General features: G+C 37.9%; 20 protein-coding genes and 2 CRISPR repeat arrays. Of the genes, 8 read left to right on the top strand and 12 right to left on the bottom strand.

What is annotated here, in order from left to right:
* Positions 1 to 275: 275 nt before the first annotated feature.
* A CRISPR array of direct repeats spans positions 276 to 543; the repeat unit is 28 nt; unit sequence CTTCACGGCTGCATAAGCCGTTTAGAAA.
* A gap of 275 nt (positions 544 to 818) precedes the next feature.
* The gene (locus tag J3U74_RS11965) at positions 819 to 959 is read right to left on the bottom strand and encodes a hypothetical protein (protein WP_267346925.1); all 141 of its coding nucleotides are present in this window, start codon (positions 957 to 959) and stop codon (positions 819 to 821) included.
* 266 nt (positions 960 to 1,225) lie between these two features.
* A CRISPR array of direct repeats spans positions 1,226 to 1,734; the repeat unit is 28 nt; unit sequence CTTCACGGCTGCATAAGCCGTTTAGAAA.
* Between the two features lie 272 nt (positions 1,735 to 2,006).
* On the bottom strand, positions 2,007 to 2,147 hold the full coding sequence (locus J3U74_RS11960) for a hypothetical protein (protein ID WP_267346923.1): 141 nt from the start codon (positions 2,145 to 2,147) through the stop codon (positions 2,007 to 2,009).
* A gap of 611 nt (positions 2,148 to 2,758) precedes the next feature.
* On the opposite strand from J3U74_RS11960, the gene gloA reads away from it, so the two are divergent.
* Positions 2,759 to 3,166, top strand: a complete 408-nt coding sequence (gloA, locus tag J3U74_RS11955; protein ID WP_255556104.1) for a lactoylglutathione lyase — start codon at positions 2,759 to 2,761, stop codon at positions 3,164 to 3,166.
* 104 nt (positions 3,167 to 3,270) lie between these two features.
* On the opposite strand, the gene gmk is transcribed toward gloA, so the two are convergent.
* On the bottom strand, positions 3,271 to 3,900 hold the full coding sequence (gene gmk / locus J3U74_RS11950; protein WP_220217560.1) for a guanylate kinase: 630 nt from the start codon (positions 3,898 to 3,900) through the stop codon (positions 3,271 to 3,273).
* 304 nt (positions 3,901 to 4,204) lie between these two features.
* On the opposite strand from gmk, the gene J3U74_RS11945 reads away from it, so the two are divergent.
* Together J3U74_RS11945 and J3U74_RS11940 are read left to right on the top strand one after the other, a co-directional pair.
* Complete coding sequence (locus tag J3U74_RS11945; RefSeq protein WP_220217559.1) at positions 4,205 to 4,900, top strand: AzlC family ABC transporter permease; 696 nt, start codon at positions 4,205 to 4,207, stop codon at positions 4,898 to 4,900.
* Entirely contained in the window at positions 4,897 to 5,220 is a 324-nt protein-coding gene (locus J3U74_RS11940; RefSeq protein ID WP_220217558.1) for an AzlD domain-containing protein, read from the top strand. The genes J3U74_RS11945 and J3U74_RS11940 overlap by 4 nt, the downstream gene beginning before the upstream one ends.
* Before the next feature lie 54 nt (positions 5,221 to 5,274).
* On the opposite strand, the gene J3U74_RS11935 is transcribed toward J3U74_RS11940, so the two are convergent.
* The 8 genes from J3U74_RS11935 to J3U74_RS11900 all read right to left on the bottom strand — a co-directional run bounded on the left by J3U74_RS11935 (position 5,275) and on the right by J3U74_RS11900 (position 13,566).
* A complete protein-coding gene (locus J3U74_RS11935) occupies positions 5,275 to 6,174 on the bottom strand; it encodes a heme biosynthesis HemY N-terminal domain-containing protein (protein WP_267329063.1) in 900 nt (299 codons plus the stop codon).
* A 10-nt stretch (positions 6,175 to 6,184) separates the two neighbouring features.
* Entirely contained in the window at positions 6,185 to 7,630 is a 1,446-nt protein-coding gene (locus J3U74_RS11930) for a uroporphyrinogen-III C-methyltransferase (protein ID WP_267329064.1), read from the bottom strand.
* A gap of 8 nt (positions 7,631 to 7,638) precedes the next feature.
* A complete protein-coding gene (locus tag J3U74_RS11925) occupies positions 7,639 to 8,388 on the bottom strand; it encodes a uroporphyrinogen-III synthase (protein WP_267329065.1) in 750 nt (249 codons plus the stop codon).
* Positions 8,385 to 9,305 (bottom strand): hydroxymethylbilane synthase, encoded by a 921-nt coding sequence (gene hemC, locus J3U74_RS11920; protein WP_267329066.1) that lies wholly within the window; start codon positions 9,303 to 9,305, stop codon positions 8,385 to 8,387. The genes J3U74_RS11925 and hemC overlap by 4 nt, the downstream gene beginning before the upstream one ends.
* Positions 9,306 to 9,441: 136 nt before the next feature.
* On the bottom strand, positions 9,442 to 10,812 hold the full coding sequence (purB, locus tag J3U74_RS11915; RefSeq protein WP_220217553.1) for an adenylosuccinate lyase: 1,371 nt from the start codon (positions 10,810 to 10,812) through the stop codon (positions 9,442 to 9,444).
* Positions 10,813 to 10,863: 51 nt separating this feature from the next.
* Positions 10,864 to 11,514 (bottom strand): high frequency lysogenization protein HflD, encoded by a 651-nt coding sequence (gene hflD, locus J3U74_RS11910; RefSeq protein WP_267329067.1) that lies wholly within the window; start codon positions 11,512 to 11,514, stop codon positions 10,864 to 10,866.
* Positions 11,507 to 12,634 (bottom strand): tRNA 2-thiouridine(34) synthase MnmA, encoded by a 1,128-nt coding sequence (gene mnmA, locus J3U74_RS11905; protein WP_267329068.1) that lies wholly within the window; start codon positions 12,632 to 12,634, stop codon positions 11,507 to 11,509. Before mnmA ends, hflD begins: the two co-directional genes overlap by 8 nt.
* A 245-nt stretch (positions 12,635 to 12,879) precedes the next feature.
* Entirely contained in the window at positions 12,880 to 13,566 is a 687-nt protein-coding gene (locus J3U74_RS11900) for a LexA family transcriptional regulator (RefSeq protein WP_220217550.1), read from the bottom strand.
* 156 nt (positions 13,567 to 13,722) lie between these two features.
* Here J3U74_RS11900 and J3U74_RS11895 point away from each other — a divergent pair, with 156 nt between their 5' ends.
* Complete coding sequence (locus J3U74_RS11895) at positions 13,723 to 13,950, top strand: helix-turn-helix domain-containing protein (RefSeq protein ID WP_220217549.1); 228 nt, start codon at positions 13,723 to 13,725, stop codon at positions 13,948 to 13,950.
* 94 nt (positions 13,951 to 14,044) lie between these two features.
* Here the strand turns inward: J3U74_RS11895 and tpiA are convergent, their stop codons facing one another.
* Positions 14,045 to 14,809: a triose-phosphate isomerase gene (tpiA, locus tag J3U74_RS11890; protein ID WP_267329069.1), complete on the bottom strand. Its 765-nt coding sequence runs from the start codon at positions 14,807 to 14,809 to the stop codon at positions 14,045 to 14,047.
* A gap of 100 nt (positions 14,810 to 14,909) precedes the next feature.
* Between tpiA and zapB the strand changes: the two genes are divergently transcribed.
* The 4 genes from zapB to J3U74_RS11870 all read left to right on the top strand — a co-directional run bounded on the left by zapB (position 14,910) and on the right by J3U74_RS11870 (position 18,374).
* Positions 14,910 to 15,155: a cell division protein ZapB gene (gene zapB, locus J3U74_RS11885; RefSeq protein ID WP_220217547.1), complete on the top strand. Its 246-nt coding sequence runs from the start codon at positions 14,910 to 14,912 to the stop codon at positions 15,153 to 15,155.
* 76 nt (positions 15,156 to 15,231) lie between these two features.
* Positions 15,232 to 16,530 carry a DUF2868 domain-containing protein gene (locus J3U74_RS11880; protein ID WP_267329070.1) on the top strand — a complete coding sequence of 433 codons (1,299 nt, stop codon included), beginning with the start codon at positions 15,232 to 15,234 and terminating at the stop codon, positions 16,528 to 16,530.
* Between the two features lie 4 nt (positions 16,531 to 16,534).
* Positions 16,535 to 17,893 (top strand): DUF3482 domain-containing protein, encoded by a 1,359-nt coding sequence (locus J3U74_RS11875; protein ID WP_267329071.1) that lies wholly within the window; start codon positions 16,535 to 16,537, stop codon positions 17,891 to 17,893.
* A 1-nt stretch (position 17,894) separates the two neighbouring features.
* The gene (locus J3U74_RS11870; protein WP_220217544.1) at positions 17,895 to 18,374 is read left to right on the top strand and encodes a C40 family peptidase; all 480 of its coding nucleotides are present in this window, start codon (positions 17,895 to 17,897) and stop codon (positions 18,372 to 18,374) included.
* Positions 18,375 to 18,590 lie beyond the last annotated feature (216 nt).

Below are 18,590 nucleotides of genomic sequence, written 5' to 3'. Positions count from 1 at the left end.
GCCAAACATCCCTGTTTGGCGTGCTAACCTCACTCAGTTGTCGGCGCTTTGTGAAGGTGCGGGTTGGTGCATTTGTTTGTTTTTGTGAAAGGTAATAGTAAGCCGTTTAAAAAAGTAGTGGAGTTTAAAATACTAACTTTTTAAACCCTTTTTTTTAGCTAAAAATAAAACCATTAAAAATCAATATATTGCGAAAGCGTTAGAAAAAAGGGTTTTTAAACCTAAAATTGCTCTTTGTGTTTTTATAAACGGTGTTTATAGTATGTGAGATTCTACTTCACGGCTGCATAAGCCGTTTAGAAAGACCAGTTCTAACAGGCGCACTAGCTCGAACGCTTCACGGCTGCATAAGCCGTTTAGAAATGGCGACGTCATCGGTATTGCTGATAATGACTCTTCACGGCTGCATAAGCCGTTTAGAAAAATTTCATGCCCGTAATACTGTAAAACCGTTCCTTCACGGCTGCATAAGCCGTTTAGAAATTAGCAACATTATCAATATTGCTGATACTGCCCTTCACGGCTGCATAAGCCGCTTAGAAAAAAATCGTATGTATCTGTCGTAAGATAGAGCCTTTTATGGCTGCATAAGGGGTTTAGGATATTTTTGAAATATCTAAAACTTTTTGTTTTTATACGAAAACATCGGTGTTTTCTGAAAGTTCTTATCAATGCTTTGTGTTTTTGCTTAAACACCTATATTTTCTGAAACTTCTTTACAAGGTTTTATACTTTAATTGAGAGTTGCAGGTTTTTAATCCGTAGGTTTCGGACGCTGTTAATTGGTTGATATTTTCATTTTGCTGTCAGCGTCCGAATTAGGGGGATTTGGTGCGAAATCCCCCTAATAACCCTCTCGCAGCACCACCCAAAGCGGTCTTCGACTGCCCTCCGCCTTCGTTCTGTCTTAACGCACCGGCGCTGATTTGTTCCGGACAAAGCAGCGCCTCGCCAAACATCCTTGTTTGGCGTGCTAACCTCTCTTAGTTGTCGGCGCTTTGTGAAGGTGCGATCTGGTGCACTTGTTTGTTTTTGCGAAAGGTAATGGTAAGTCGTTTAGAAATAGTAGTGGAGTTTAAAATACAAACTTTTTAAACCCTTTTTTTTAGCTAAAAATAAAACCATTAAAAATCAATATATTGCAAAAGCATTAGAAAAAAGGGTTTTTAAACCTAAAATTGTCCTTTATGTTTTTATAAACGGTGTTTATAGTATGTGGGATTCTACTTCACGGCTGCATAAGCCGTTTAGAAAATGCTGGATGATGCATTCTTCAATGTAGAGTCCTTCACGGCTGCATAAGCCGTTTAGAAATAATTAATACGACCGAGGAGGATTTGAAAGATCTTCACGGCTGCATAAGCCGTTTAGAAACGACGGTGGCACAGATAAGCGCGGCTGGTGGGCTTCACGGCTGCATAAGCCGTTTAGAAAACCGCGAATGGATCGAAAGCGTTGCTAAAAATCTTCACGGCTGCATAAGCCGTTTAGAAAATTACAACCCAGATCGCTTTTATTTTTCTGATCTTCACGGCTGCATAAGCCGTTTAGAAAACGAACTGCTATACATATTCAATAATTGCCTGCTTCACGGCTGCATAAGCCGTTTAGAAATCGACGGAAGATCACGAGCTACGTAACCAGACATTCACGGCTGCATAAGCCGTTTAGAAAGTTTCAGTATTGCAAGACATTGCTTTTCAATTCTTCACGGCTGCATAAGCCGCTTAGAAAAAAATCGTATGTATCTGTCGTAAGATAGAGCCTTTTATGGCTGCATAAGGGGTTTAGGATATTTTTGAAATATCTAAAACTTTTGTTTTTATACTTAAACGTGGGTGTTTTCTGGAAGTTCTTGTCAGTGGTTTGTGTTTTTGCTTAAACATCTATATTTTCTGAAAGTTTTTGACAAGGTTTTTATTTTTCTAAAAGTTGCGGGTTTTTAGTCCGTAGTTTTCGGACGCTGGTAATTAGTCGATATTTTCATTTCGATGTCTGCGTCCGAATTAGGGGGATTTAGTGCGAAATCCCCCTAATAACCCCCTCGCAGCACCACCCAAAGCGGTCTTCGACTGCCCTCCGCCTTCGTTCGGTCTTAACGCACCGGCGCTGATTTGTTCCGTACAAAGCAGCGCCTCGCCAAACATCCTTGTTTGGCGTGCTAACCTCGCTCAGTTGTCGGCGCTTTGTGAAGGTGCGGTTTGGTGCATTTGTTTGTTTTTGCGAAAAGTAATAGTAAGTCGTTTAAAAATAGTAGTGGAGTTCAAAATACAAACTTTATGAACCCTTTTTTTAGCTAAAAATAAAGCCATTAAAAATCAATATATTGCAAAAGCGTTAAAAAAAAGGGTTTTTAAACCTAAAATTGCCCTTTGTGTTTTTATAAACGGTGTTTATAGTATGTGAGATTCTACTTCACGGCTGCATAAGCCGTTTAGAAACGAAGTAAACTGTATAATCTCCGTATGAATATCTTCACGGCTGCATAAGCTGTTTAGAAATCTGCATCAAGTAGATAACCCATTGAACCATCCTTTAAAGCTGCATAAGCTGTTTAGAAAAGCGATCAAATAAGATAAATAAGATAATCCCTCTTTACAGCTGCATAAGCCGTTTTACTCTGGCATTGAAACACCTTCAATATTCACTCAGTTAGGCTTAATTTAAAGGCAATTTTCTGAAAAAAATTTGCCTGCCTATAAGCTTGAGTATAAACTCAATAAAAAATGTAAAATTAGCAAAAAAGGAACATTAAGCAATGCGTATATTACATACAATGATTCGAGTAGGGGATTTACAACGTTCAATTGATTTTTATACTCGTGTAATGGGAATGCGGGTGTTAAGAACGAGCGAAAATACCCAATATCAATACTCGTTAGCTTTTTTAGGTTATGGTGATGAATCAACTAGTTCGGTGATTGAATTAACCTATAACTGGGGAACAGACAAATATGACCACGGTACTGCTTTTGGGCATATCGCAATTGGCGTTGATGATGTGGCAAAAATGTGTGAAGAGGTTAAGCAAGCCGGCGGTAAGGTAACCCGTGAAGCGGGACCAGTCAAAGGTGGCAGTACCATTATCGCTTTTGTTGAAGACCCAGACGGTTACAAATTAGAGTTAATCCAAAATGATCAGGCCGATAAAGCGCTTGGTCACTAAAATCCTATCTGATGAGATATCGCCGAAGTTCGGCGATATTCCCTTTTTATTTGATCTAACAATGTGTAAGCAGTGCAATCGGCACGAGACTGACTAGTAGTTACTTATTTTTGCTCAGCTAACAGGTCAGATAACAATGTTTTATGAACGATAGCTTGCTTTGATTGTTCTAAGCTGGATGCTGTAATAATGGCATTTAATGCTTGCAGTGATACATCAAAATCATCATTGATAATGACATAATCATATTCATTATAGTGAGATATCTCAGCTTGGGCTTTTGCCATTCTTTTATCGATGACACTGGCGTCGTCTTGTCCCCGTTTGATTAAGCGATTTTTAAGCTCTTTAAGTGAAGGGGGCAAAATAAAGATACTTTTTGCTTGGGGTAGCTGCTCTCTGACTTGTTGAGCGCCTTGCCAATCGATATCTAAAAAAACGTTAACGCCTTGTAGTAAACTTTGTTCTATTTCCGCTTTAGATGTACCGTAATAGTGATCAAATACCTTGGCATATTCGACAAAAGCATTTTCGTTAATCAGTGACTGAAAATGTTTAGGATCGACAAAATAGTAATGTTCACCATGCGTTTCACCAGGCCTAGGATCACGGGTGGTGTGTGAAATAGAGACTTTGGCCGGATAGTGATTTTTTTGCGCTAAATAAGCACGAATTAAACTCGATTTACCTGCACCACTTGGCGCAGAGATTATAAATAGGGTTCCAATATACATAGGTGTTTGCCACTTTTAATTTTGATAATCAGTTATTTAGATTGTCATTGAGACAGATTAAACGCTATTATAGCAAAGTTTAATCATAGATTGTGTCATATTATAGTTAAGCATCGCTGTTTATCGTATTGATAGGTGACTGAAATTTTACTTTAACGTAGGGTATTTCTGAAACTTCTTGACAAAAAGTGACCCGGTTTAAATCACAAAATGGAAAATCAATAATTACAAAACCTGTAATTATAAAAACAATAATCACAAGAACAATCAATTACAATAACAATGTTATATTTGAGGGAGAATTATGTCATTGTCATTTAAAGATGGCGTTTATGCCTGTATTCCAACGCTATTAGGCTATATTGGGATTGGTATTGCTGCCGGTGTGGTCGGCAAATCATCCCATTTATCGGTACTGGAAGTGACGTTACTGGCGGTAATTGTTTATGCTGGCGCGGCACAATTTATTATTGCCGGATTAATGCTGGTCGCAACGCCAATTACTGCCATTATTTTTACTGTTTTTTTAGTTAATTCTCGCCACTTTTTAATGAGCATGGCAACGGCGCCTGCTTTTCGTCAATATTCATTACTGAATAATATCGGAATCGGCACGTTATTGACCGATGAGAGTTTTGCAGTGGCGATGAATGCATTAAGTAATAAAGAGCCGATAAATGCCTCGTGGATGCATGGGCTTAATCTTACTGCTTATATTGCCTGGATTTTGTCTTGTCTGATTGGCGCGTTAATTGGTGAATGGTTGCCAAATCCGATGCAATTTGGTTTAGATTATGCGCTGGTCGCTATGTTTATTGGTTTACTCTATTTACAGTTGATCAGTGATAAAACTAAAAGCCTCAAAAATCGGTTGATTGTCATGTTAACCGTTGCGGTTATGTTAGTTTTATTGATGCGTTTTGTGTCACCAGAAATGGCGATTTTAATCAGTACTTTTGCTGGATGTTTTATGGGAATAGCAATGGAGCGTAACGCATGACAATTTATAGTTTACTTATTATTTTAGGATGCGGCATTGTTACTTGGCTACCGAGGGTGATTCCGTTTATGTTGGTGCGCAAATTACAATTACCGGATATTGTTATTCGGTTTTTATCCTACGTTCCTTTATGTATTTTAACGGCACTGTTTGTGCAAAATCTGTTTGTTGCAAAACAAGGGCAATTTCCTGATCTAAATATTGAATACTGCTTAGCAACAATTCCCACAGTTATTGTGGCGATTGTGACTAAAAATTTAATGTGCATTGTGGTTTGCGGTGTGGTGGCTATGGCACTGATTCGTTATTTTATGGTTTAAACGTTTATTGAAGATAAAAAAACAGGGCTATTGCCCTGTTTATCTGATTTGTGTTTATGTTCTTTCTTTATATTCAAGCTTTTCAATCGATTTTAGCATCTTAGCTGATTCGGCTGTTTGACCTAATTCGTTAAGATAGAAAGACATCGCTTTTTGATAAGCCACATTATTCAAGATTGCTTTTGGTTGCGACTTCCACCATTTGATTAACGCAAGTGGATCACTATTTTTAGACAACTGTTTAATGCGGCCAATGTAAGCGGCTTGTTTTAGCTGGTCTAAGTGAGAGTCACTATAGGCGTTGGTTTTATACATAGTCGGTAGTAAGTCGATTATGGCTTGATAATCACCAACTGAGTAATAGAGCTGATCGGCCAATCTTAACACTTCGTTGTTACGTGGTTTTTCATTTAACAGTTTATCGATTAAGACTCTGGCTGAACCATATTCATGATTTTTAAGTTGTAGTCTAACTTGCACTAATTGGAAAGCAAATAACTCTTTATCATCAACTACTTTGGCGGCTTTTTCTAACAACTGATTGGCGGAAATGATTTGATTGCTGTCAATTTGTGCTTGCGCTGCAAGTAGATAAGACAGTGCACTATTATTGGCGCCTTTGGCACTTTTGGTAAAGAGTTTAGCGGCTTGTTGATAATCCCCTTCAAGTAAGGCAATCTGCGCTTGTTCTAATTTCTTTCTTGATTTTTTAGGCGATTTAAAACGTAACCAATTACCTAATGCGGTTTTTGAATTGAGGATCTTTCTAAAAAGATAATTTAATAAATAGAGAATCAGCAGGGTAAATAATATGAGTATCACAAATGTATTAAAAGACATGCTGATTTTGTATCCCGCCACTTCAAATATGGCAGAGCCTTGATGTCCCTGTAATAGTGGTCCGAGGAAAAATCCGCCGACTAATACTAAGAAAATAATCAATATTTTTATCATTATTATTCTCCTATTTGCTCAGCATCGCACGTACACGAGTTTGCATTAATTTTTCCAGCTCGCTGATACTGGTCAGTTGATTAGGAACATCTTGATTACTTATCGATTGATGTTGTAATTTTGTTAAGCTATCTGTGAAGGCCTTAACACTTGATGCATTGCTGTCAAAGTAGGCATTGACCCAGGTCGCAGTGTCACTTAATGCTCGCTGATAAATAACATCTTGATGTCTTGGCACTGCTTGGGCAGCAATTAATAATCGGAAACGAATATTCTCACGCAGATTAAGCGACTGATCTAATGTTAACGGTGTTTGTAAGATTTGGCATTTTACAATCTTTTTTTCATCGCCGTCGGCTTTATCTAAACAAGTAGCAAAATTATTCTCGGTTGAATCTATTTTTTCAATTGTTATAAATTTACTCATAAATGATTCGGCATTACTGGTTAAATTGTTCGACCAATCTTTCACAGATGAGCTTACTTGGTTATCTTCGCTTGTTTGATCCGCTGATTGGGTAACTGATTGTAATTCTGTCATATTTTCACCAGTAGCAGATTGTTGCGGCTCTTGAGTTGACTCTGTTTTGCCTTTATCATCCTGCGTATTGTTACCCACTAACGGCAGGTCAGTAATTGACTCAGATAAACTCAGGAGATTTAAAATAATGCCGTCAGTATCAATAAAGCTGATGTGAGAGAGGGCATTTATATCATTAGTGATCGCTTGTCGGGCAGGCAATAAATTGGAATCGTCAATTTGTGCTAAGCTTTCATCGGCACTTTTTAGCAGTAATCGGGCGGAAGTGTAATCTTGATCATTCCATATCTTTCTACCGGCTAAATGGACTAGGTAGTTAGCTTGAGAAATCAGCCAAACATGATGATCGGTTGTGGACATTGCCGCTAATCGTTCATTGAGATTATGAAAGCTTTGTTCGTATAACTTGGTTGAGTCGTTAACTTGATTAACCAATAATTGTTGCGTTTGTTGTTGTTCGTTGAGTTTACGATCAACACGCTGTTCAAGTGAGGTTATTTTTTGATTCTGAGTATTTTGTGCTGTGGTGAGGGTATTTTGCAAATCATTTAAAATACTCTCTTTGGTGTTTTGTTTATAGTTAGCTAATTGGGCTTTAAGTGCTGAAATCGTTTTTTTCTGTTCTTTTAACTGATCATATCCGTAATAACCCATGGCACCGGCAAGGCAGACAGTTAACGCAATAGCTACTAAAGAGAGTTTTGATACAGGCACTTTAGCTTTATTGCTTTGCGCTGATGCTGAAGTGGTTTGTTCCATTTTAGCATTGGGTTGCGTATCATCTACTGGATTTTTTTTATTCTCTTTCATAGTCGGTTTCGCTTTGTTGTTGTTAGACATTTTGGGCGGTTGGTTAAATGAAGTTGTACTAATATTGGAAAGTGTTGCATTAGCGCTGTAATGTCTCAATGGCATAACTTACCTCATTTAACATTTTTAGTTTCATTTATGACATTATGGCATAGAGTTAATACTGTTTTAAACAAAATTTGATTATTTGCGCAGTCAATAGGCAAAACTTTTTGCCATTTTAGTTGTTTGGCTCGATGATAAATTCGCTCACTGCTTACAATTAATTGAGCGTGATTTTTATGCGCTGTTTGGCAATATCTTTCCAGTTGCATCAAATGTTCAATACTGGTAATGACGATAAGTTGTTGGCTGATATCTGTTGCTAAGATAGTAGCCGGGTAGTGAATTACTTGTCGATGATAACATGCTAAACGTGTAACGTCCATGTTGTGTTTGCATAGCTGTTGGGCTAATAATTCCCGCCCGCCATTACCACAAAGTATCAATGCTTTGCGACCTGCTAATGGTTGTTTTTCAAGTAAAGCTAAAAGTCCTTCGCTGTTTTCGCAAGTCGGGTAGTGGACAGTTGTTTGGCTTAATTGACGAAATAAAGTCGCCGATCTTTTGCCGACAGCATAATAGTTAATCTGCTTAGGAAAGTTAATCGACACCGCTTGCTGTTTAAGGATATGGCTAACTTGCGGTGATACCACAATTACTATGGCTGAGCTGTCTAATTGCGCAAGTTGAGCCGGTAATTTATCTAAATCTTGACCGGCTGAAATAGCAAAAAAAGGCAGATGTTTTGCCGCTAAATTGGCTTGGTTAAGTTGCCTTGTTAACAACTCGCCTTCAGGTGAAGGTCTGGTGATGTAAATCATCCGCCATTTAATTCCGCTAATATTGCTTTAGCACCTTGCGCTAATAAGTTATCGGCTAATTGGCGTCCTAATGCTTCAGCTTGAGTGAAATCACCGGTAATTTCGGCTTTGATCATTTCGCTGCCGTCTATTCGGCCTACCAAACCACGGAGGGTTAAACTATCATTCTCTAGTTGGCTCAAACAGGCAATCGGCACTTGGCAACCACCTTGAAGTGCAAGATTCATGGCTCGTTCTGCCTCAATACAAATTCGGCTATTTTTATCCTCCAGTGGCGCCAGCAGTTCGGATAACGTTTTATCATCGGCTCGGCTCTCAATACCAATTGCTCCTTGCCCAACTGCCGGTAAGATAAGATCGGTATCAATATATTGTTTGATTCGATTTTGCAATCCTAACCGTTTCAACCCGACTGCCGCTAAAATAATGGCATCATACTCTTGATTGTCCAATTTAGTTAATCGTGTACCGACATTGCCTCGCAGATCTTTAATTTGTAAATGCGGATATTTCGCCCGCAATTGACATTGGCGACGTAAGCTAGAGGTGCCGACAACTGCGCCATGAGGGAGTTCATCAAGATGTTGATACTGGTTAGAAATCAAAGCATCGCGCATCTCATCACGTTGACAAACAGTCGATAGGGTTAAACCCTGCGGAAAAACAGCCGGAATATCTTTGATTGAATGCACGGCAATATCTGCTTGGCCATTCATAATGGCTTGTTCAAGTTGTTTCACAAATAGCCCTTTACCGCCAATTTTTGACAGTGGGCTTTCTAACAATACATCACCTTGAGTGACCATTGGTACCAATTCGACAACCAAAGAGGGGTGAAATGTTTCAAGTTGTTGTTTAACAAAATTGGCTTGCCATAGCGCTAAAGGGCTTTTACGGGTTGCAATACGAATTTTCAATTGATTTCCCTATTTTATCGATAATGTTATTGTCATTTCTTACAAATTAGCCTGCTATTTTCTAATTTGATTATTTTTTTATTGGTCATGATGACGCTAGCAGGCGATATTGTTTCCCGCTAGCGCCCGGGAATGGTTATGATAAGTTATCAACAAAATTAACGGCATAACCAATATAGTTAGCCGGTGTTAACTGCTTAAGACGGGCTTTTTCTGCTTCCGGTATATCTAACGATTCGATAAATTGTTGCATGCCTTGCGCATCAACTCGTTTACCTCGAGTGAGCTCTTTTAATTTTTCGTAAGGTTTTTCGATACCATAACGGCGCATAACAGTTTGAATCGGCTCAGCTAATACTTCCCAGTTACGATTAAGCTCTTCAAGCAGAAATTCGTGATTGACTTCAAGCTTATTTAAGCCTTTTAAGGTCGATTGATAAGCAATAATGGCATAGCCAATGCCCACGCCTAAATTACGTAATACGGTTGAATCGGTCAAATCTCGTTGCCAACGAGAGATCGGTAATTTGCTTCCTAAATGGCTCATTATTGCATTAGCAATACCTAAATTACCTTCTGAGTTTTCAAAATCAATCGGATTCACTTTATGAGGCATGGTAGAAGAGCCAATTTCGCCGGCTACGGTTTTTTGTTTAAAATGGTTGAGTGAGATATAACCCCAAACATCCCGATCGAAGTCAATTAAAATCGTATTAAAGCGAGCAACACAATCAAAAAACTCCGCGATATAATCATGCGGTTCGATTTGGGTGGTGTAAGGATTCCACTTTAATCCTAAAGAGTTGACAAATGATTCACTTAATTGATGCCAATTAACTTGCGGATAAGCAACCATGTGCGCATTGTAGTTACCGGTTGCGCCGTTTATTTTGCCCAGGATATCAACTGATTCAAGTTGTTTTAGTTGGCGTTGCAAACGGTACGCTACATTGGCAAACTCTTTGCCAATTGTTGACGGGGTGGCCGGTTGACCGTGAGTGCGTGATAGTAGGGGTAAATCACGGTAAGCTTTCGCTTGTGCAGTTATGCTATCAATCAGTTTTTTCCAATAGGGGATTAATACTGTTTCTCTGGCTGTTTTTAGCATCAATGCATAAGATAAGTTATTAATATCTTCTGAGGTACAAGCAAAATGGATAAACTCATTAATGGCATGTAGCTCTTCATTGGTCATGACTTTTTCTTTTAAGAAATACTCAACGGCTTTTACATCGTGATTGGTGGTTTTTTCAATTTCTTTAATTCGCTGCGCATCTTGTAAGTTGAACTGTTCAACAATTTGATTTAGATGCGTCATGGCTAGTTGACTTAAGGCCGGAACCTCGGCGATATCTGCTTGTGAGGCTAACATTTGTAACCAACGAACTTCGACTTGTACACGGTACTTTAATAATCCGTATTCACTAAAAATGGTGCGTAATTCGGTTGTTTTATCACCATATCGCCCGTCTATCGGTGAAAGGGCAGTAAGTGCAGATAATTCCATCGGTTTAACTCCGTTACGATTTTTAAAATATGATTTATAAAATTTAGATAATTAATTGTCTTGATTAATCTGTTGTAATAATTCCTGAGCCGCAACACAAATTCGTTTTCGACAAAAAAGAATTTGCAGACGACTGCCACCAACTTGATACCATAAAATAGCAGAACGCACGCAGCCTAGCAGTGACGTTCTTACTTTAGCCTGAACCAGTGAATTTTGTAAAAATTCAGCTTTACCGACTACTTTTATCTTGGTTGATAAAGGGCTGATAATGTCTGAATAGATTCCGGCTAATGAGTAAGACAAATCATCAATGTGGCTTTCAATGGTTTCAAAGTTCATATTGTTTTGATAAAGCCCTGAAATGCGTGTTAAACGCTGATCAATTTTATTTAGCGCTTCACTATTTTTTAGTAATTTATTGGTTACACTCAACGAGCCAAATAGATAACGAATAATTTCTACTTGCTCTTTTTGTCCGGACGTCAAAAGTTGTACCAGAGTGTGTAAACCTGTTCGAATGTTTTTTATACCATCATAAACATCATCGGTGGTTAAAGGCGAAGTATTAAATATGCTTTTAATTGATCGTTGATAAAGTTCATTACTACAAATACCTGTATTAGCTAATTGTGGAATTAAAATTGCACTTTGGGTAACCCCGGCTAAAGCCATTGCGATATGATGATACTTGTTATTCACACTCACACTCCTTACTACTGACTATTCTTTGCTCGATAATGCCACCGCCAAGGCAGACTTCTCCTTGATAAAACACCGCTGATTGTCCGGGTGTGACCGCTGCAACTGGTTGATCAAATAACACTTCTATGGTGTCTTCGCCTAATGGGGTGACTTGACAAGCAATATCTTGCTGGCGGTAACGTGTTTTTACGGTGCAACGAAACGGTTGGGTAACCACTTGTCGATCAACCCAATGTAATTGCTGAGCTATCAAGCCGTCGGAAAATAGAGCAGGGTGATTGTGACCTTGCGCAACGATAAGTTCGTTATTTTCGATATCTTTATCGACCACATACCATGGAGTATCATCGGCTTGTTTTAGCCCACCGATACCCAGCCCTTTTCGTTGTCCTAAGGTGTGATACATAAGCCCTTGATGCTTACCAATCACTTCGCCGTCAACGGTGCGAATAACGCCTGATTGAGCCGGTAAATAGCGTGCTAAAAAGTCACTAAATTTTCGCTCACCAATAAAACAGATACCGGTAGAATCTTTTTTCGCTGCTGTTGCTAATCCTAACTGCTTAGCGATTTCTCGCACTTGCGGTTTTTCCAGTTCTCCTACCGGGAATAAACTTTGACGAACTTGATCTTTACTAAGTGTATATAAAAAATAACTTTGATCTTTGTTGTTGTCGATTCCTCGTAACAATTGAACTTGATCACCGTTTTCCCGTTTGCGAACATAGTGCCCGGTTGCAATATAATCGGCGCCAAGATCTTCGGCCGCATATTCCAGAAAGGCTTTAAATTTAATCTCTTTGTTACACAAAATGTCGGGGTTTGGTGTTCGACCCGCTTTATATTCTGATAAAAAATGTTCAAACACATTATCCCAATACTCGGCAGCAAAGTTGATAGTGTGTAATTTTATGTTCAATTTATCGCAAACAGCTTGAGCATCGGCTAAATCAACGGCTGCTGAGCAATATTCTTCTGTGTCGTCTTCTTCCCAGTTTTTCATAAATAATCCAACAACATCATATCCCTGTTGTTGTAATAGATATGCTGAGACCGATGAATCGACGCCACCAGACATGCCGACCACGACTTTTTTTCGAGAATTTATATTAGACATAATAACAAAATTAATAGGCAAAAAATTTTGCTAAATTTTATCATAATTACGGTAAAAAGTATAAAGTTATGCTGGCAGTGGTTTATCCAGTGTCAAATTTTTATACTCAAACCTTTGATAAATCAGCGCAATCTTAGCCAAATTTCAATCGTCAGAGTTCGCATAAAAAAACGAAAATCAGTCAAACCAACAATTGCCATGTATTTTATCAATCAAATTGTTGGTTTGTGTTAATGCGTTTTGTACTAAATTAAATCTTTTAACAAGTACACGACATGACCAACAATTTCATACTCTTTCGATTTATATTTATTACCAACAATCGTTGGATATTTAGGATTATCATGTATAAATACTAAATTCGAACCATGATTTTGAATTCGTTTAATACTAATCTGATCTTCATACTGTATCGCATAAAGATAACCGTCAATTGGTTTACAGTTTGCTTGATTAACAATCAAAATATCATGATTAGATATCGTTGGCTCCATACTATCGCCTTTCGCCCAAACGGCGGTAAGGTCTTCTATATTACATCCTTGTCGCTTAATTAAGCTTATATCAAATGGGATTGATTCGATATGTGAGAAAGCGCTACTACTTTCATTTAAGTGGTGCAGAGGTATATGAACTGAGTTACGACCTTTACTTTCTGGCACTAAGCGACATTCGCCTTTACCGGTGGCTAACCATTCTATAGGAACATCACATTTCACAGCAATGATTGCTAATCGATTTAAAGAGGGATATGTTTTTCCGCATAAATAATCTCTTATTACTGCTTCTGACATGCCGACTTTTTTAGCAAAAGCGTTGCCGGATAAACCTTCTAAAACAAGCATTAATCTATTTTTAAAGTTAATTACTCCTGTATTAGTTAGAGCTCGTGTTTTTTCCTGTTCGTCTTGTGTTTTTAATTTGTTTTCCATTGTTTTTCATTCCGTTTTCTGTTGCTTTTTTTATTTTTATTGTTTTAATTCGTTTTTTTATGTGTTATTCTTTGTTGGTAACTTATTAACAATTTGATATTGTAATACCGATAATCTCTACAATAGCAAAAAAATTAACCAATAGAGGATCTCATAATGAGAGAACAAGATCAAGACTGGTCACCATCAAGAGTCGTTGGTGAAATCAAAATTAGAGGTGGAAATTTAAGAGCTTTATCACGTTCAAGTGGTTTACAAGCCGATACATTAAGAAATGCGTTATACCGCCATTGCCCTAAGTATGAACGGATTATTGCGGATTATTTACAAGTGCCAGTTGAGAAAATTTGGCCAACAAGATATGAAAACAAAAGAAAAAAATAATTTTTTTGATTTAAATAAAAAAAGACACAATTTAAGTGTCTTTTTTTTTAAATATCGTTTTATCGATAAAAATTTGCAGATAAAATTTTATTGACTACTTTTTAGCTTGTTCAGCGGCCTTAACAATCACTGCAAAAGCATCGGCTTTTAATGATGCACCACCAACTAACGCACCGTCGATGTCTGGTTGAGTAAACAGTTCTGCTGCATTTTTATCGTTGACTGAGCCACCATATTGAATAATCACTTGCTCAGCGACTTTGGCATCTTGTTTAGCAATATGATCACGAATGAATTTATGTACAGCTTGTGCTTGCGCAGGAGTGGCTGATTTGCCTGTACCAATTGCCCAAACCGGTTCGTAAGCAATAACTGCACCATTGAAAGCTTGAACGCCTAATGCGTTAATCACTGCATCAATTTGACGTGCACAAACTGCTTGAGTTTGACCCGCTTCGTTTTCTGCTTCAGTTTCACCGATACAAAGTACAGGCACTAAACCGGCTTCTTTCAACACGCCAAATTTTTGTGCGATAAATTCGTCTGATTCTTTGTGATAAGTACGACGCTCAGAGTGACCAATAATCACATGCGTAACGCCAACTTCTTTTAACATGGTTGCAGATACTTCACCAGTGTAAGCGCCGGAAAGATGAATACCGACATCTTGCGCACCTAAAATAATATTAGAACCGCCTAATTGGTGCTTAACAAAGTCTAAATAGACAACCGGTGGGGCAATTGCAACATCACAATCGACATCAGTCGATAGCTCGTTTCTTAGTCCTTCTACTAAGCTTTTAGCCATTTCGATACTACCATTGAGTTTCCAGTTACCCATAACGAGTGGTTTTCGCATAATTTTCTCCAACTTATATTTTAAAAAGGTGTTGATTTCAGAATGAATTCGTTATAATACTACCTATTATATACCAAATAAATTGAGTTTGAGGAAAAATATGTCATTAGAAATATTGAATCAATTGGAAAGTAAAGTCCAACATACCGTTAATACTATCAATACATTACAACATGAAATTGCGACGTTAAAGCAAGGTAATCAAGAGTTGGAGCAACTGATCAATGATAGTTCTGATGAGATTAAAACCTTACGCGCTGAAAACGAAAAACTTAAGCAAGATCAACAAGTGTGGCAACAACGTATTCAAACTCTGTTAAGTAAAATTGGCGAAATAACACAATAGTTGTTGTGACTTACTCTCGAACGCGACTTATGTCGCGTTTCTTTTATCGATTCATTAAACGTGAAGATCAAATATAATGCGAGATAACCTTGAGTCATTATGGCTGACCGAAACCATTCATTTAATTGAAAGCGAATCCGGGCGATTTGCTGACCAAGATATTAATCGTCAAGTGAGATCGCTACAAACTTCGCCGATTGATCGTATTGTAATGCGAGCAGAAATGTTAGCTAAGCAAAATGGCTTATATACCATTGTAAAACGGTTATTACGTTCGGCTAAAATTTCCTTTTTTTTGTTATTAATTGTTTCGGTTTTTCTAGGCGCATCGCTTGCTTTTAGCGCATTAAGTCAAAATCCTGTCAATCTGTACTGGGCGCTATTTAGTTTGTTGGGTGTGCACCTTATTACTCTGTTTATTTGGCTTTGCTCGTTTTTTTTCCTTTCAAATTTTGGTGGCAGTTTATTAATTCACTGTTGGTTATGGTTAGCCAAAAAGCTTTATCAAAAAAAGACCGTTGAACAGCTTATTCCCGCATTTGTTAAGCTATTTGGTGCTCGCATTCGTTGGCTTATCGGTTTTGTTCTCAACTTGTTTTGGACGGTGATTTTAACCAGTGCTTTATTGCTGCTTTTGGTACTGTTTTCAACCCAGCATTACAGTTTTGAGTGGAAAACGACCTTATTAAGTTCGGATACCATTATCCATTTAACTCATTATTTAGGCTTCTTACCGTCATTACTCGGATTTGATATTCCAAATGCTGATGTGATTAAAATGAGTGAACACGCTTTAAGTGCCGGTGAAATTCGTTCCGCATGGGCTGTTTGGCTGTTAGGGGTGTTTATTGTTTATGGGTTAGCTGTTCGCTTTTTGTGTATGGTTTTTTGTGGTATTAACTGGCTGATAAGTAGCCGTAAAATTGAGCTCGATATGGATGATCCCGATTACCAAATCCTTGCCAATCAACTGCAACCTTTAGATACGCAGATTGAGGATGAAGACCAAAAAGGGCATAGTCAATGGCGCTTGGCAAGTAAGCAAATAGAACAAGGCAATGGGGCATTTTTAGTTGCAGTAGATATTCAAGACAATTGGCATCCGCCGGAAAATGTACACTTTTCAGGTTTTCTTAATACCCGTGATAGTCGCACGCAAATGTTAGATTACCTTCAGTTATCACCGGCTAAAAAATTGTTAATAGCTATTGATACTGACCGATCGCCCGATAGAGGTTTATTAAACTTTATTAATCAATTGATGAATAAGTCACAGCAGTGTCGAATTTGGTTTATTAATCAAGGTAAGCAGTATCATAATTGGCAGTCACTTTCTTTGATGCAGGCGGAACCTGTCTGGTTAACTGAGGATTGATAATATGCTGACAACTTTAAAATTAGCCGTGGTGGGGCATGCAAACGTTGGCAAAACGTCACTATTACGGGCATTAAGTCGCAACAGTCATTTTGGCGATGTTTCCGATAAACCCGGTACAACCCGACATGTAGAATCAATTAAATTACCTTTAGCGCACGATCAATCCATTATTTTTTATGATACACCCGGTTTAGAAGATAGTTTGGCACTTTATGAATATATTAATCAGATAGTACCGGCTAATGCTAAGCTTGACGGCGTAGACAAATTAACGTTTTTTTTACAAAGCCCGGAGGCGGAAAATCTCTTTAATCAAGAAGCTAAAGTGATTCGACAAGTGTTAAATAGCGATGCAGCGATTTACGTGATAGACGTGCGTGAGCCTATATTAGACAAGTATCATGACGAGCTGGCAATTTTAGCCAATAGCGATAAACCTATTTTAGCAGTGCTTAACTTTACTGCCGAAGAAAAACAAAATGAAAAGGATTGGAAAAGATTGCTATCTCGAATAGGGATTCATGCTATCATACGCTTTGATGCTATTTTCCCACCACTCGATGGTGAGGAGCGTTTATACCAAAGTTTAGCACTTTTGGTTGAACCAGCAAATGAGATTTTAAACCATTGGTTAGCTAAGATTGCTCAAATGCGTCAATCTCGTAATCAAACCGCTAATCGGATTATTGCTGAAGCCTTAGTTGATGTGACAGCTTTTTATGAAATGGCTAAAGTTGATGATAAACAAGCCATTACCGATATGCAAAATAAGGTTAGACAACGAGAGCAAACAGCAATCAACCAATTGTTAAAGCTGTATCAATTCGATTCATCGCAAGAGAGTGAAGAGAATTTGCCTTTAATCAAAGGTCGTTACAAAGCCGATCTTTTTAATGTTGATGCTTTAAAAACTGTCGGTATGCATTTGACTAAAGGTTTTGTATCAGGTGCTACTATCGGCGCCAGTATTGATTTGGCAACAGGTGGTATTACCTTTGGCTCTGCTGCTTTAATTGGTGGAGCGGTTGGTAGTTTGATGCAAACAGCTAAACATTATGGTGCCAGAATGCGCTATCAGCTTTCTGGATATAGTAAATTAAGCGTCGATGATGTGATTATTTGTTTTCTTTCTTTACGTCTTATACGACTTAAAGAAAGCCTAAATCATCGAAGCCATGCGAATTTATCGCCGATTATGTTGTCTAAATTAGACCAGAGTGAATGGGAAAAAGGACAGTTACCTAAATCTCTTAAGGTAGCAAGACGATATTCACAGTGGTCGACTTTAAACAAGGGAACAAAAAGAAATGATAAGAAGAGACAATCAACAATTAGGAGTGTTGCCGAGCAGCTCTTTTAATTTGAATAAGCGTTTTTTAATCACTGCATTACTTTTTTGCCTTTTTACTTTATTTGGTTGTAGCACTAGTCAAGGGCAAGTGTCGACAAAAAACTCTAAATCTGATCCACAAATGTTGGCTAAAATTGAGTCACACTACAAAAAGTGGAAAAAAACACCTTACCGCTATGGTGGAACAACGTTAGCAGGAAGTGATTGTTCCGGTTTAGTGATGAATTTTTTCAAAAACCGACTTTCTAAAAACTTACCAAGAAGCGCGGCGGAGCAGGCTAAATTGGGCTATAAAGTTACCCAACCAAAAGCAGGGGATTTAGTATTTTTTAAAACAGGACGAAGCCGTAGTGGTTTACATGTCGGTATCTATTATGACAATGGTAAATTCTTACATGCTTCAACATCCAAAGGGGTTATCTACTCAAATCTGAATGAAGATTATTGGAAAAAACACTATTGGATGACTCGCCGAATAACCGATAAATAATCATTATTTATTTTCGCAAGATTTGTTAAAAGCGCTTTAATTGCTATCAGTTAAAGCGCTTTTTTCTATTCTAACCTAACCATTTGTCAATCAAACCTTCTTAATCATATCTTATCGTTTATCCATTCTTATTTTTTAACCATACTTACTGTTTACCAATAGTTATAGTTTGATCATAGTTATCGTTCATCTATATCATCTGAATTGTAGAGCATA

Origin of the sequence: Gilliamella sp. B3892, assembly GCF_026536305.1 — a bacterium.
Lineage (GTDB): Bacteria > Pseudomonadota > Gammaproteobacteria > Enterobacterales > Orbaceae > Gilliamella.
The sequence above is the reverse complement of the archived record's forward strand: the minus strand, read 5'-3'. Positions and strand labels throughout refer to the sequence as shown.